The organism is Micromonospora sp. NBC_01740, assembly GCF_035920365.1.
GTDB classification, from domain to species: Bacteria; Actinomycetota; Actinomycetes; order Mycobacteriales; family Micromonosporaceae; genus Micromonospora; species Micromonospora reichwaldensis.
Map to the genome: position 1 here is coordinate 1897041 of NZ_CP109150.1, position 14610 is coordinate 1911650.

Consider the following 14610-nt stretch of genomic DNA (forward strand, 5'->3'; position numbering starts at 1 on the left):
TGTGACCACGTCGAACTACGCCACCGAGCGCGACACCACCGAGGGGAAGGTCTTCACCGTCACCGGTGGGGACTGGGACAGCGTCGTCTCGGGGACCGACCCGATCAACGACGAGCGGATCGTCGTCAACATGGGTCCGCAGCACCCGTCGACGCACGGCGTGCTCCGGCTGGTCCTGGAGCTGGAGGGCGAGACGGTCCGCGAGGCCCGCTCGGTCGTCGGCTACCTGCACACCGGCATCGAGAAGAACCTCGAATACCGCAACTGGGTCCAGGGCAGCACCTTCGTGACCCGGATGGACTACCTCGCCCCGATCTTCAACGAGACGGGGTACGCGCTGGCGGTGGAGAAGCTGCTCGGGATCTCCGACCAGATCACCGAGCGGGCGAACACCATCCGGGTCCTGATGATGGAGCTGAACCGGATCTCCTCGCACCTGGTCTGGGTGGCCACCACCGCCATGGAGCTGGGCGCGATCAACATGATGCTCTACGGCTTCCGCGAGCGTGAGTACATCCTGGAGATCTTCGAGATCATCACCGGCCTGCGGATGAACCACGCGTACGTCCGGCCGGGCGGTGTGGCCCAGGACGTGCCGGACGAGGCGATCGTCAAGATCCGCGAGTTCCTGAAGCTGCTGCCGAAGCGGCTCAAGGAGTACGAGAACCTCCTCTCCGGGCAGCCCATCTGGCTCGAGCGGACGAAGAACGTCGCGGTGCTCGACGTGACGGGCTGCCTCGCGCTCGGCGTGACCGGTCCGGTGCTGCGTTCGGCCGGCCTCGCCTGGGACCTGCGCAAGACCATGCCGTACTGCGGCTACGAGACGTACGAGTTCGACGTGCCGACGCACACCGACGGCGACGTGTGGGGCCGCTACCTGGTCCGGCTCGCCGAGATCCGGGAGTCGCTCAAGCTCGTCGAGCAGGCGTTGGACCGGCTCAAGCCGGGCCCGGTGATGGTGGCCGACAAGAAGATCGCCTGGCCGGCGCAGCTCGCCATCGGCGTCGACGGCATGGGCAACTCGCTGGAGCACGTCGCGAAGATCATGGGTCAGTCGATGGAGTCGCTGATCCACCACTTCAAGCTCGTCACCGAGGGCTTCCGGGTGCCGCCGGGCCAGGTCTACGTCGGCATCGAGTCGCCCCGCGGCGAGCTGGGCGTGCACGCCGTCTCCGACGGTGGCACCCGGCCCTACCGGGTGCACTACCGGGAGCCGAGCTTCGTCAACCTCCAGGCGCTCCCGGCGATGGCCGAGGGCGGCCTGATCGCCGACGTGATCGCCGGTGGGGCATCGCTGGACCCCGTGATGGGTGGTTGTGACCGATGAGTGTGTTCACTGACGAGACCCGCGAACGGGCGCGGGAGATCATCGCCCGCTATCCGGCCGATCGGTCCCGGTCGGCGCTGCTGCCGCTGCTGCACCTGGTGCAGTCCGAGGAGGGCTACGTCTCCCCGGCCGGCGTGGCGTTCTGCGCCGAGGTGCTGGGCCTGAACAAGGCCCAGGTCGGGGCGGTCGCCACCTTCTACACCATGTACAAGCGCCGGCCGACCGGCGACTACCTGGTGAGCGTCTGCACCAACACGATGTGCAACGTGCTCGGCGGCCAGGAGGTCTACGACACCCTCGCCGAGCATCTCGGCGTGGGGCACGACGAGACCACCGCCGACGGCAAGATCACCCTGGAGCACGCCGAGTGCCTGGCGGCGTGCGACTACGGCCCGGTGATGACCGTCAACTACGACTTCTTCGACGGGGTGGACCCGCAGACCGCACGCGGCGTCGTCGACGAGCTGCGCGCCGGTGGCCGGCCGATGCCGACCCGGGGCGCCCGGCTCTGCACCCTCAAGGAGATGGCGGTGCAGCTCGCCGGCTTCGCCGACGAGCGGGAGGGCGCGGTCGCCGACGGCGGGCCGGGAGAGCCCACCCTGCGGGGGCTGCGGCTGGCGCAGGAGCACGGCATCTCGGTGCCGGGCTTCGACCCGAACACCCCGATCCGCAGCAAGGCCGAGGCCGACAAGGCCGCCGCCGAGGCGAAGGCCCGGAGCGAGGCCGCGAAGCCGGCGCCGGAGCCGGCCAAGGCCGCGCCGGCCCCGAGCGGCAACGGCACCCGGCCCGCCAAGGGCAACGCGGGCACCGGCGAGCCCGCACCCGCCGCCGAGGCGGCCGGCAGCACCACCCGTGACGTCAAGGCGCCGGACGCCAAGTCGCCCGAGGTGCGTACCGCCGAGACCCGCCAGCCCGACGCGGCGACCGCCGTGCCGGACGCCCCGGGCACCAAGGTTCCGGTGGACGGCGCCCCGCCGGCTCCCCGCGACGCGCAGGAGGCGGAGGCCGCCGGGGCGGCGGCCAACGCGCCGGCCGGCGACGGCAAGCCCGCCGGCGACGCGGCCGGTGCGCAGCAGCGCAACCTCAAGGAAGCCGAGGCGGGCGCCGGTGGCGCGGGCTCCGCCGTCGCGAGCGAGACGGGGGTCCAGAAGTGACCACTCCCCGGCCGGAGACCCTGGCCAAGCTGACGCCGGTACTCACCAAGCGCTGGCTGTCGCCGGACGCCTGGCGGATCGGCACCTACGAGAAGCTCGACGGCTACGCGGCCCTGCGCAAGGCGCTCAAGGCGCACCCGGACGACCTGATCCAGCTGATCAAGGACTCCGGCCTGCGCGGTCGCGGCGGCGCCGGCTTCCCGACCGGTCTCAAGTGGGGGTTCATCCCGCAGGGCGACGGCAAGCCGCACTACCTCGTCGTCAACGCCGACGAGGGGGAGCCGGGCACCTGCAAGGACCTCCCGCTGATGACGCACGACCCGCACGCCCTCGTCGAGGGCGTGATCATCGCGTCGTACGCGATCCGGGCCAGCCGCGCCTACATCTACATCCGGGGCGAGGCGGTACACGCCGCGCGCCGGCTGCGCAACGCCGTGCGGGAGGCGACCGCCAAGGGCTACCTGGGCCGGAACATCCTCGGCTCCGGGTACGACCTGGAGCTGGTGGTGCACTCGGGCGCCGGGGCGTACATCTGCGGCGAGGAGACCGCGCTGCTGGACTCGCTGGAGGGCTTCCGGGGCCAGCCCCGGCTGCGCCCGCCGTTCCCGGCCACCCACGGCCTGTACGCGAGCCCGACGGTGGTCAACAACGTCGGCACCATCGCCAGCGTCCCCTACATCGTGCTGGGCGGCGCCGACTGGTGGAAGACCATGGGCACGGAGAAGTCGTCCGGCCCGATGATCTACTCGCTCTCCGGCCGGATCGCCAACCCCGGCCAGTTCGAGTGCGGCATGGGCGTCACCCTGCGGGAGCTGATCGAGCTGGCCGGCGGCATGCAGCCCGGTCACAACCTGCGGTTCTGGACGCCGGGTGGCTCGTCGACGCCGCTGCTCACCGCCGAGCACCTGGACGTGCCGCTGGACTTCGAGGGGGTGGCGGCGGCCGGCTCGATCCTCGGCACCACGGCCACCCAGATCTTCTCCGACCAGGACTGCCCGGTCTACGCGACGTACCGGTGGCTGGAGTTCTACCACCACGAGTCGTGCGGCAAGTGCACCCCGTGCCGCGAGGGCAACTACTGGATGGTCCGGGTCTACCGGCGGATCCTCGCCGGTCAGGGCACCCACGAGGACCTGGACACCCTGCTGGACACCTGCGACAACATCCTCGGCCGCTCGTTCTGCGGCCTGGGTGACGGCGCGACCAGCTCGGTGACCTCGTCGCTGAAGTACTTCAAGCAGGACTACCTCGACTACATCGAGGGACGTACCGCGCCGAAGCTGTCGGACAAGCAGCTGGTGGGAGCCCACTAATGACCGACGTAGCGAAGCAGACCGAGACCGTCACGCTCACCATCGACGGCGTCGAGGTCACCGCCCCGAAGGGGGCGCTGCTGATCCGGGTCGCCGAGCAGTTGGGCACCGAGATCCCCCGGTTCTGCGACCACCCGCTGCTGGCCCCGGCCGGCGCGTGCCGGCAGTGCCTGGTCGAGGTGGAGGGGCAGCGCAAGCCCGTCGCCTCCTGCACCCAGACCGTCGCCGACGGCATGGTGGTACGCACCCAGCTCACCTCTCCGGTCGCCAAGAAGGCGCAGGAGGGGGTCATGGAGCTGCTGCTGCTGAACCACCCGCTCGACTGCCCGATGTGCGACAAGGGCGGCGAGTGCCCGCTGCAGAACCAGGCGATGTCCACCGGACGCTCCGACTCGCGGTTCCACGAGCACAAGCGGGAGTACCCGAAGCCGCTGCCGATCAGCACGCAGGTGCTGCTCGACCGCGAGCGCTGCGTGCTCTGCCAGCGCTGCACCCGGTTCTCCGAGGAGATCGCCGGCGACAAGTTCATCGACCTGATGGGCCGGTCGTCCGCCGAAGAGATCAACATCTACCGGGACGAGGACTACGGCGTGGAGACGGGCGCGGGCTGCCCCGGCGCCGACGCCGGGGCCGACTCCGGCGACGTTCCCTTCAACTCGTACTTCTCCGGGAACACGGTGCAGATCTGCCCGGTCGGCGCGCTGACCGGCACCCAGTACCGGTTCCGGGCCCGGCCGTTCGACCTGGTCTCCTCCCCGAGCGTCTGCGAGCACTGCTCGGCCGGGTGCGCCCAGCGCACCGACTGGCGGCGGGGCAAGGTGCTGCGCCGGCTGGCCGGCGACGACCCGGCGGTGAACGAGGAGTGGAACTGCGACAAGGGGCGGTGGGGCTTCCAGTACACCCGTGCCTTCGACCGGCTCACCACCCCGCTGGTCCGCGACCCGCAGACCGGCGAGCTGCGTGAGGCGGCGTGGAGCGAGGCGCTGGCCGTCGCCGCCGAGGGGCTGCGCGCGGCGCGGGACGGCGGACGGGGCACGGCGGTGCTCACCGGCGGTCGGCTGACCGTCGAGGACGCCTACGCGTACGCGAAGTTCGCCCGGGTCGCGCTGAACACCAACGACGTCGACTTCCGGGCCCGGCCGGTCTCCCGCGAGGAGACGGACTTCCTGGCCAGCTCGGTCGCCGGGGTCACCGACGTCACGTACGCCGACGTCGAGAAGGCGCCGGCCGTGGTGCTGGTCGGGCTGGAGCCGGAGGAGGAGTGCCCGATCCTCTTCCTGCGGCTGCGCAAGGCGTACCTGAAGAAGAAGCTGACGGTCTACGCGATCGCGCCGTTCGCCACCCGCGGCCTGGAGAAGCTCGGGGCCAAGCTGGCCCGGGTGGTGCCAGGCGAGGAGGCGACCGTGCTCGCCGAGCACGCGACGGTCGCCGAGGCGCTCAGCGCCGAGGGCGCGATCCTGATCGTCGGCGAGCGGCTGGCCAGCGTGCCGGGCGGCCTCTCCGCGGCGGCCGACGTGGCCCGGCGTACCGGCGCGAAGCTGGCCTGGGTGCCGCGGCGCGCGGGTGACCGCGGCGCGGTCGACGCGGGCTGCCTGCCCAACCTGCTTCCCGGCGGCCGCCTGGTCAACGAGCCGGCCGCCCGGGCCGAGCTGGGTGAGGCGTGGGACATCCCCGCCGGGGTGATCCCGAGCCAGGCCGGCCGGGACACCGACGCGATCCTCGCCGCCGCCGCCGGCGGTCAGCTCGGCGCGCTGGTGGTGGCCGGGGTCGACCCGGCCGACCTGGCCGACCCGCGGCTGGCCGAGAAGGCCCTGGACGAGGTGCCGTTCCTGGTCAGCCTGGAGCTACGGATGAGCGCGGTGGCCCGGCGGGCCGACGTGGTCTTCCCCGTCGCCCCGGTGGTCGAGAAGGCCGGCAGCTTCCTGGACTGGGAGGGCCGGCTGCGCACCTTCGAGGCGGTTCTGCGCACCGCCGCGATGACCGACGGCCGCGTGCTGGACGCGCTCGCCGCGCAGCTCGACGTGCAGCTCGGCACCGGTGACGTGCTCAGCGTCCGCCGCGAGCTGGGCGCGCTGCCGCGGACCCGGACCGACCGTCCCGCCACCCCGTCGGTGGAGCCGGCCGCGGTGCGGGAGCCGGGCGCCGGTGAGGCGGTGCTCGCCACCTGGCACCAGCTGATCGACCTGGGCAGCCTCACCGACGGCGACGAGCACCTCGCCGGCACCGCCCGCCCGCCGGTGGTCCGGCTGGGCAAGGGCACCGCGGAGGCGCTCGGCGTCGCCGACGGCGACCCGGTGACGGTGGGCACCGACCGGGGGGCGCTGACCCTGCCGGCGGCGATCACCGAGATGCCGGACGGCGTCGTCTGGCTGCCGACCAACTCGCCCGGCTCGACCGTGCGACGCAGCCTCGGCGCGACGTCCGGAGCGCTCGTGCGGATCTCCGCCGCCGCGGTCGCCGCCGACGCGGCGGACCGCCCGGGCCCGCTCCTCAACGCAGGAGGTGTACAGCAGTGAACGCGGTCTACCTGGCCCAGGATCCGACGCTGGCCGACTTCGGCCGGGATCCCTGGTGGCTGGTCCTCGGCAAGATCGTCTTCGCGTTCGTCGTCGCCGTGCTGGCCACGCTGCTCGGCGTCTGGTTCGAGCGCCGGGTCGTGGGCCGCATGGCCGTGCGACCCGGCCCCAACCAGGCCGGCCCGTTCGGTCTGCTGCAGACCCTCGCCGACGGCCTGAAGCTCGCCTTCAAGGAGGACCTCCTCCCGCGGACCGCCGACAAGGTCGTCTTCTTCTTCGCCCCGGTGATCTCGGTGGTCTGCGCGATCACCGCGCTGTCGGTGATCCCGTTCGGGCCGATGGTCAGCATCTTCGGGCACCGGACGCCGCTACAGGTCACCGACGTGCCGGTGGCGGTGCTGGTGGTGCTGGCACTCTCCTCGCTGGCCGTCTACGGCATCGTGCTCGGCGGCTGGGCCAGCGGCTCCACGTACCCGCTGCTCGGCGGCCTGCGCTCCGCCGCCCAGCTGGTCTCGTACGAGGTCACGATGGGCCTGAGCGTCGTCGCGGTCTTCATGACCGCCGGCACCATGTCGACCAGCGGGATCGTCGCCGCCCAGGGCGACGGCACCCGGCTGAGCATCGGGGGCTTCGAGATCCCGGCCCCCGGCTGGTACGCGCTCCTGCTGCTCCCCAGCTTCATCATGTTCTTCATCGCCATCGTCGGTGAGACGAACCGGGCGCCGTTCGACCTGCCCGAGGCGGAGTCGGAGCTGGTGGCGGGCTTCCAGACGGAGTACAGCTCCCTGAAGTTCGCGCTCTTCATGCTCAGCGAGTACGTCGCGATGGTGACCATGTCGGCCTTCACCGTGACGCTCTTCCTCGGCGGCTGGCACGCGCCGTGGCCGATCACCAGCATCTGGGCGGGCGCCAACTCCGGCTGGTGGCCGATGCTGTGGTTCTTCGGCAAGGTCGTCATGCTGGTGTTCGTCTTCGTCTGGCTGCGGGGCACCCTGCCCCGGCTGCGCTACGACCAGTTCATGCGCTTCGGCTGGAAGGTCCTGCTCCCGATCAACCTGGTCTGGATCCTGGTCCTGGCCGGCCTGCGCTCGATCGAGGACTGGGACTCGCGCAGCAAGCTGATCGCCGTCGGCATCCCCGCCGGCATCCTGCTGCTCGCCACGCTGCTCTGGCCGAGCCGGAAGCAGCAGCCGAAGCCGACGGTCCAGGAGCAGGTCAACGACCGGCCGCACGGCAGCTTCCCGCTGCCCCCGATGGACCTGCAGGTACCACCGAGCCCGCGCACGAGGCGCGTGGTCGCCGAGCGGGAACCGGCCAACATCGCCGCCGGCCCGGACTCCAGGGAGGTGTGACGTGGGCGCGATCACCGGAACGTTCAAGGGATTCGGTGTCACCTTCTCGCACATGTTCAAGAAGGTCATCACCACCGACTACCCGTTCAAGCCGCCGGTGTCGGCGCCGCGCTACCACGGGCGGCACATCCTCAACCGGCACCCGGACGGGCTGGAGAAGTGCATCGGCTGCGAGCTGTGCGCCTGGGCCTGCCCGGCGGACGCGATCTACGTCGAGGGCGGCGACAACACCGACGAGCAGCGCTTCTCGCCGGGTGAGCGGTACGCCAGCATCTACCAGATCAACTACGCCCGCTGCATCTTCTGCGGGCTCTGCATCGAGGCCTGCCCGACCCGCTCGCTCACCATGAGCAACGAGTACGAGCTGGCCCGGGACAACCGGCAGGATCTGATCTTCACGAAGGAGCAGCTGCTCGCGCCGCTGCTGCCGGGCATGGAGCAGCCGCCGCACCCGATGCGACTCGGCGACAGCGAGAAGGACTACTACGTCGGCGCGCTGACCAACCCGGGCACCTCGGCCGGCGCGGAGCACTCGGCCAACAACCCGGGCCGGTACCAGGTGGAGGAGCACCCCGGTGTGACCTTCCCGGGCGCCGAGCAGCACGCCCAGCGGGCGGCAGCCGCCAAGGGAGACGGAGCATGACCACGCAGACGGTGCTCGCCGCGGCGGGCGAGGTCTCCAGCGGGGAGCAGGTGACCTTCTACATCCTGGCTCCGCTGGCGCTGATCGGCGCGATCGGTATGGTCGCGGCGCGCAACGCCGTGCACTCGGCCCTCTGGCTGGTGCTGACGATGCTCTGCCTGGGCGTCTTCTACGTCCTGCAGGCCGGGCCGTTCATCGGCATGGTGCAGATCATCGTCTACACCGGCGCGATCATGATGCTCTTCCTGTTCGTGCTGATGCTGGTGGGTCGCGACGCCTCGGACTCGTTGATCGAGACGCTGCGCGGCCAACGGGTCGCGGCGGTGGTGCTCGGGCTCGGCTTCGCCGGCCTGGCCGGCGGCGGGCTGTGGCGCGCGCTGGAGGGCACCACGGCGGTCGGCCTGGAGCAGGCCAACGCCGAGGGCAACGTGCAGGGCATCGCCCGGCTGCTCTTCACCAAGTACGTCTTCGCGTTCGAGCTCACCTCGGCGCTGCTCATCACGGCCGCCATCGGCGCGATGGTCCTGGCCCACATCGAGCGGCGCAAGGAGGACAGGCTGGACCAGCCGAAGACGATGCGGGCGCGCTTCGCCCCGGGCAACTACCCGGGCCCGAAGCCCGGCCCGGGCGTCTACGCGACCTCCTCCTCCGTGGCCACCCCGGCCCGTCTGCCGGACGGCCGGCTGACCGAGCGGAGCACCCCGGAGATCCTGCCGGTGCGCGAGCTGGACGCCCGGGAGACGACCCTGAAGGGGACGGAAAAGTGACGCCGGACTACTACCTGGTGCTGGCCGCGGTGCTCTTCACCATCGGCGCGGTCGGTGTGCTCATCCGGCGCAACGCGATCGTGCTCTTCATGTGCATCGAGCTGATGCTCAACGCGGCCAACCTGACGCTGGTCACCTTCAGCCGGATCAACGGTGACCTCAACGGCCAGATCATGGCGTTCTTCGTGATGGTGGTGGCGGCGGCCGAGGTCGTGGTCGGGCTCGCGATCATCATGGCGATCTTCCGGACCCGACGCTCCGCGAGTGTCGACGACGCCAACCTGCTGAAGTACTGAGGGGTCCTGCGGTGGGAACGATTCTGACGAACGCCCCGGCTGAGCCGGTGGGCACCGTCGCCTACGCGACGGCGGACGGGCTGCTGGGCAGCGTCTGGCTGCTGGTGGCGATTCCGCTGCTCAGCGCGGCGGTCCTGCTGCTGCTCGGCCGGCGGGCGGACCGCTGGGGGCACTGGCTCGGGGTGGCCGCCATCGGCGCCGCGTTCGTGCTGGGCCTGACCTACTTCCTCCAGTTGCGTGGCCTGGAGAACAAGTCGGTCGAGCTGAGCCTGTGGGACTTCATCACGGTCGGCGACCTGCGGGTGGACTTCGGTCTGCTCTTCGACCCGCTGGCCGCCGTCTTCGTGCTGCTGATCACCGGGGTGGGCTTCCTGATCCACCTCTACGCGGTCGAGTACATGTCGCACGACGCGGGGCGTAGGCGGTTCTTCGCCTACTTCAACCTGTTCGTCGCCGCCATGCTGCTGCTGGTGCTCGGCAACAACTACGTGATGCTCTACTTCGGCTGGGAGGGCGTCGGTCTGGCGTCGTACCTGCTGATCTCCTTCTGGTACGAGCGGCCCAGCGCCGCCACCGCCGGCAAGAAGGCGTTCCTGATGAACCGGGTCGGCGACGCCGGCCTGGCGATCGGCATCTTCATCATGTTCGCCAGCCTCGGCACCACCCAGTACGACGAGGTCTTCAACGGGGTCGGCTCGCTGACCGCGACCACGGTGCTGGTGCTCGGCCTGCTGCTGCTGCTCGGCGCGACCGGCAAGTCCGGCCAGTTCCCGCTCCAGGCGTGGCTGCCGGACGCGATGGAGGGCCCGACCCCCGTGTCGGCGCTCATCCACGCCGCGACCATGGTCACCGCCGGCGTCTACCTGATCGCCCGGTCCAACCCGATCTTCTCGGCCAACTCCACCCTCCAGCTGGTGGTGGTGAGCGTCGGCGCACTGACGCTGCTGATCGGCTGCATCATCGGCGCGGCCAAGGACGACATCAAGCGCGTGCTGGCCTGGTCGACCGTGAGCCAGATCGGCTACATGTTCCTCGGCGTCGGCCTCGGCGGTGGCGCCTACGCGCTGGCGATCGTGCACCTGCTGGCGCACGGCTTCTTCAAGGCCAACATGTTCCTCGGCGCCGGCTCGGTCATGCACGGTATGAACGACCAGGTCGACATCCGCCGGTTCGGTGGGCTGTCGAAGTACATGAAGGTCACCTGGATCACCTTCATGACGGGCTGGCTCGCGATCATCGGCATCCCGCCGCTGTCCGGCTTCTTCTCCAAGGAGCCGATCATCGTGGCGGCGTTCGAGCGGGAGGACTGGACCGCCTGGCTCTTCGGTGGCGCGGCCCTGCTCGGTGCCGGGCTCACCGCGTTCTACATGACCCGGCTCTTCGTGCTCACCTTCCACGGGCCGAAGCGCTGGACCGAGGACATCGGGCAGCCGCACGAGTCGCCGAAGCTGATGACCATCCCGCTGATCCTGCTGGCGGTCGGCTCGGTGGGGGCGGGCTGGCTGCTCTCCACCTCGGTGCCGGACTGGCTCACCGCCACGGCCGGACTCGGTGCGGCAGAGGGGGAGCACCACCCGGTGCTCTCGCACACCGTGATCACGATCCTGTCGATCCTGGTCACCGTGCTCGGTGCCGGGCTGGCCTGGTTCCTGTTCCGGAGCGGCACGGCCACCGCGCCGCAGCCGGCCGGGGTGCTGGTCACCGCCGCCCGCCGCAACCTCTACACGGACGCGGTCAACGAGGCGATCTTCGAGAAGCCGGGCATCTTCCTCACCCGGGCACTGGTCTACCTCGACAACCGGGGCGTCGACGGGCTGGTCAACGGCCTCGCGGCGGGGATCGGTGGCGGCTCGGGTCGACTCCGGCGGCTCCAGACGGGCTTCGTCCGGTCGTACGCCACCTCGATCCTGACCGGCGCGCTGCTGGTCCTGGCGGCGTTCCTGGCCGTCGAGGCGGGGTGGCTGGCGTGATCGACCTCTTCCAGGCGGCCGTCTCCGGCGGACCGCGCAGTGACGACGGAGGTAAGGCCGCATAATGTCCGACTTCCCGTTCCTCTCGGTGCTCACCGTGGCACCGCTGGTCGGCGCCCTGGTGGTGGCCTTCCTGCCGCGCAGCCGGCCGGAGTTGGCCAAGCAGGTGGCGCTCGGCTGGTCGCTGCTGGTGCTGGTGCTGTCGGTGGTCATGTGGGTGACCTTCGAGGTTGGTGGCGACCGCTTCCAGTTCCGTGAGTCCTACACCTGGATTCCGAACTGGGGCGTCAGCTTCACCTTCGCCGCCGACGGCATCGCGCTGGTGATGCTGATGCTGATCGCGGTGCTCGTACCGCTGGTGATCCTGGCGTCCTGGCACGACGCCGAGTCGTCCAAGCGGTCGGTGCCGGTCTACTTCGCCCTGCTGCTCGTCCTCGAGTGCACGATGATCGGCGTCTTCGCCGCCGCCGACGTGTTCCTGTTCTACGTGTTCTTCGAGGTCATGCTGGTGCCGATGTACTTCCTCATCGGCAGCTACGGCGGCCACCAGCGGCAGTACGCGGCCGTTAAGTTCTTCCTCTACTCGCTGGTCGGCGGTCTGTTCATGCTCGCCGCGGTGATCGGCCTCTGGGTCGTCGGCGGGAAGACCTTCGACTGGCAGGCGCTGTCCCAGGTGGACATCTCCACCGGCACGGAGCGTTGGCTGTTCCTCGGTTTCTTCCTGGCGTTCGCGATCAAGGCGCCGTTCTTCCCGTTCCACACCTGGCTGCCGGACGCCGGTGGCGCGGCCCCGGCGGGTGCGGCGGCGCTGCTCGTCGGCGTGCTCGACAAGGTCGGCACGTTCGGCATCCTGCGCTACTGCCTGCCGCTGTTCCCGGACGCGGCCAAGTGGTTCGCCCCGTGGGCGCTGGCGCTGGGCGTGATCGGCATCATCTACGCCGCGCTGCTGGCGGTCGGCCAGAACGACCTGAAGCGGCTGGTGTCGTACACCTCGATCGCGCACTTCGGCTTCATCGGGGTGGGCATCTTCGCCTTCACCACGCAGGCCGGCACCGGCGCGGTGCTCTACATGGTCAACCACGGGCTCGCCACCGGCCTGCTCTTCCTGGTGGTGGGCATGCTCATCGCCCGGCGGGGCTCGGCGCTGATCAGCGACTTCGGCGGCGCAGGCAAGCTGGTGCCGATCCTGGCCGGAGTGCTCTTCTTCGCCGGTCTGGCCTCGCTCGCGCTGCCCGGCACCGCGCCGTTCGTCTCCGAGTTCCTGGTGCTGATCGGCACGTTCACGGTGAACAAGCCGGTCGCGGTGATCGCGACGCTCGGCATCATCCTGGCCGCCGCGTACGTGCTGTGGATGGTGCAGCGCACCACCCAGGGCACGCTCAACCCGGCGCTCACCCAGATCGACGGCATGAAGCGTGACCTGAACCTGCGCGAGAAGTTCGTGGTCGCGCCGCTGATCGCGCTGATCGTGCTGCTCGGCTTCTACCCGAAGCCGGTCACCGATGTGATCAACCCGGCCGTGCAGGCGACCATGCAGGACGTCGGCCGGACCGACCCCGCCCCGACGTCGGGCGGAACCGTCCAGGAGGCGGCAAAGTGAGCGCGAGGAGCGAGCTTGCGAGCCCCGCAGTCGCGAACGAAAGGTTTGCAGCGGTGAGCGCGAGGAGTGAACGAGCGGAGCGAGTGAGCCCCGCAGTCGCGAACGAAAGGTTTGCGCAGTGACCGAGCTCAAGTTGCCGTCGATCGACTACGCGGCGCTCGCTCCGACCCTGATCATGCTGGGCGCCGCTCTGCTGGGCGTGCTGGTCGAGGCGTTCGTGCCCCGCCGGCTCCGGCACGTGGTCCAGCTGTCGATGGCCCTGCTGGCGGTGCTCGCCGCGCTGACCATGGTGGTGCTGGCGGCCGACGAGCGGAAGATCACGATCGGCGGGGCGATCGCGGTAGACGGGCCGACGCTCTTCCTCCAGGGCGCGATCCTGGTCCTCGCCGCGATGGCGCTGCTGCTCATCGGCGAGCGTTCGGTGGAGCGGGGCGGGGCGTTCGTCGCCCAGGCCGCCGTCACCGCCGAGTCGGCCGACGACCGGCGGCAGGCCGAGGGCAAGAACGGCCTCACCGAGGTCTACCCGCTGACGACGTTCGCGATCGGCGGCATGCTGATCTTCGTGGCGGCGAACGACCTGCTGACCATGTTCATCGCGCTCGAGGTCTTCTCGCTGCCGCTCTACCTGCTCTGCGCGCTGGCCCGCCGCCGGCGGCTGCTGAGCCAGGAGGCCGCGCTGAAGTACTTCATGCTCGGCGCGTACGCCTCGGCCTTCTTCCTGTTCGGCGTGGCCCTGATCTACGGCTTCACGGCGGGCATCCCGGGTCGGCAGGCGGGTGTCGACTTCGCCACCATCGACGCCGCGGTCGAGAACTCCCCGGCCAGCCCGGTGCTGCTCTTCGCCGGCATGGCGCTGCTCGCCATCGGGCTGCTCTTCAAGGCGGCGGCGGCCCCCTTCCACGTCTGGACCCCGGACGTCTACCAGGGCGCGCCGACCCCGGTCACCGGTCTCATGGCCGCCTGCACGAAGGTCGCCGCGTTCGGCGCCCTGCTGCGGGTGTTCCACGTCGCGTTCGACGGGGCCCGGTGGGACTTCACCCCGGTCCTCGGCGTCGTGGCGGTGCTGACCATGCTGGTCGGCGCGGTGCTGGCTGTCACGCAGACCGACATCAAGCGGCTGCTGGCGTACTCCTCCATCGCCAACGCCGGTTACCTGCTGGTCGGCGTGCTGGCGCCGGGCGCCGACGGGATCTCCGGGACGATGTTCTACCTGGTCGCGTACGGCTTCTCGGTGCTCGCCGCGTTCGCCGTGGTGACCCTGGTGCGCGACGCCGACGGGGAGGCCACCCACCTGTCCCGCTGGGCCGGGCTGGGACGGCGTTCGCCGTTCTACGCGGGGATCTTCACCTTCATCCTGCTGGCCTTCGCCGGAATCCCGCTGACCAGCGGCTTCACGAGCAAGTTCGCGGTCTTCGGCCCGGCGCTCGAGGGCGGGCAGGCGTGGCTGGTGATCGCCGGCGTGCTGACCAGCATGGTGCTGGCCTTCCCGTACCTGCGGGTCGTGGTGATGATGTGGCTCTCCGAGCCCGGCGAGTCGACGCCGACCGTCGCCGTGCCCGGCGGGCTGACCTCGGCCGCGCTGATGATCGGCGTGCTCGCCACGCTGGTGCTCGGTGTGGCGCCCGCGCCGCTGCTCGACCTGGCAACCGGCGCCGCCGAATTTGTCAGATGA

Annotated in this window: 11 protein-coding genes; all 11 read left to right on the plus strand. The window is 70.6% G+C overall.

The window, feature by feature from the left end:
- Position 1: 1 nt before the first annotated feature.
- The 11 genes from OG989_RS09155 (at position 2) to nuoN (ending at position 14610) form a co-directional block, all read left to right on the plus strand.
- Positions 2-1327 (plus strand): NADH-quinone oxidoreductase subunit D, encoded by a 1326-nt coding sequence (locus OG989_RS09155; RefSeq protein WP_151454890.1) that lies wholly within the window; start codon positions 2-4, stop codon positions 1325-1327.
- Positions 1324-2481: an NADH-quinone oxidoreductase subunit NuoE gene (gene nuoE / locus OG989_RS09160; protein ID WP_327030273.1), complete on the plus strand. Its 1158-nt coding sequence runs from the start codon at positions 1324-1326 to the stop codon at positions 2479-2481. Before OG989_RS09155 ends, nuoE begins: the two co-directional genes overlap by 4 nt.
- Entirely contained in the window at positions 2478-3794 is a 1317-nt protein-coding gene (gene nuoF / locus OG989_RS09165) for an NADH-quinone oxidoreductase subunit NuoF (RefSeq protein ID WP_132232114.1), read from the plus strand. Before nuoE ends, nuoF begins: the two co-directional genes overlap by 4 nt.
- Positions 3794-6310, plus strand: coding sequence for an NADH-quinone oxidoreductase subunit G (locus OG989_RS09170; protein WP_151454891.1), 2517 nt, complete (start codon positions 3794-3796; stop codon positions 6308-6310). The genes nuoF and OG989_RS09170 overlap by 1 nt, the downstream gene beginning before the upstream one ends.
- Complete coding sequence (gene nuoH, locus OG989_RS09175; RefSeq protein ID WP_132232110.1) at positions 6307-7662, plus strand: NADH-quinone oxidoreductase subunit NuoH; 1356 nt, start codon at positions 6307-6309, stop codon at positions 7660-7662. The genes OG989_RS09170 and nuoH overlap by 4 nt, the downstream gene beginning before the upstream one ends.
- 1 nt (position 7663) lies before the next feature.
- A complete protein-coding gene (gene nuoI, locus OG989_RS09180) occupies positions 7664-8305 on the plus strand; it encodes an NADH-quinone oxidoreductase subunit NuoI (RefSeq protein WP_089002426.1) in 642 nt (213 codons plus the stop codon).
- Complete coding sequence (locus OG989_RS09185; protein ID WP_327030274.1) at positions 8302-9072, plus strand: NADH-quinone oxidoreductase subunit J; 771 nt, start codon at positions 8302-8304, stop codon at positions 9070-9072. Before nuoI ends, OG989_RS09185 begins: the two co-directional genes overlap by 4 nt.
- Positions 9069-9368 carry an NADH-quinone oxidoreductase subunit NuoK gene (gene nuoK, locus OG989_RS09190; protein ID WP_132232104.1) on the plus strand — a complete coding sequence of 100 codons (300 nt, stop codon included), beginning with the start codon at positions 9069-9071 and terminating at the stop codon, positions 9366-9368. The genes OG989_RS09185 and nuoK overlap by 4 nt, the downstream gene beginning before the upstream one ends.
- 11 nt (positions 9369-9379) lie before the next feature.
- Positions 9380-11338 carry an NADH-quinone oxidoreductase subunit L gene (gene nuoL, locus OG989_RS09195; RefSeq protein ID WP_192581415.1) on the plus strand — a complete coding sequence of 653 codons (1959 nt, stop codon included), beginning with the start codon at positions 9380-9382 and terminating at the stop codon, positions 11336-11338.
- Positions 11339-11402: 64 nt separating this feature from the next.
- Positions 11403-12938 carry an NADH-quinone oxidoreductase subunit M gene (locus OG989_RS09200; protein WP_132232102.1) on the plus strand — a complete coding sequence of 512 codons (1536 nt, stop codon included), beginning with the start codon at positions 11403-11405 and terminating at the stop codon, positions 12936-12938.
- Between the two features lie 118 nt (positions 12939-13056).
- Positions 13057-14610 carry an NADH-quinone oxidoreductase subunit NuoN gene (gene nuoN / locus OG989_RS09205; protein ID WP_151454893.1) on the plus strand — a complete coding sequence of 518 codons (1554 nt, stop codon included), beginning with the start codon at positions 13057-13059 and terminating at the stop codon, positions 14608-14610.

Bases quoted from the DNA above. Each gene is read 5' to 3' on its own strand.
- nuoE (WP_327030273.1), top strand. From the start codon at position 1,324: ATGAGTGTGTTCACTGACGAGACCCGCGAACGGGCGCGGGAGATCATC.
- OG989_RS09170 (WP_151454891.1), top strand. From the start codon at position 3,794: ATGACCGACGTAGCGAAGCAGACCGAGACCGTCACGCTCACCATCGAC.
- OG989_RS09185 (WP_327030274.1), top strand. From the start codon at position 8,302: ATGACCACGCAGACGGTGCTCGCCGCGGCGGGCGAGGTCTCCAGCGGG.
- OG989_RS09200 (WP_132232102.1), top strand. From the start codon at position 11,403: ATGTCCGACTTCCCGTTCCTCTCGGTGCTCACCGTGGCACCGCTGGTC.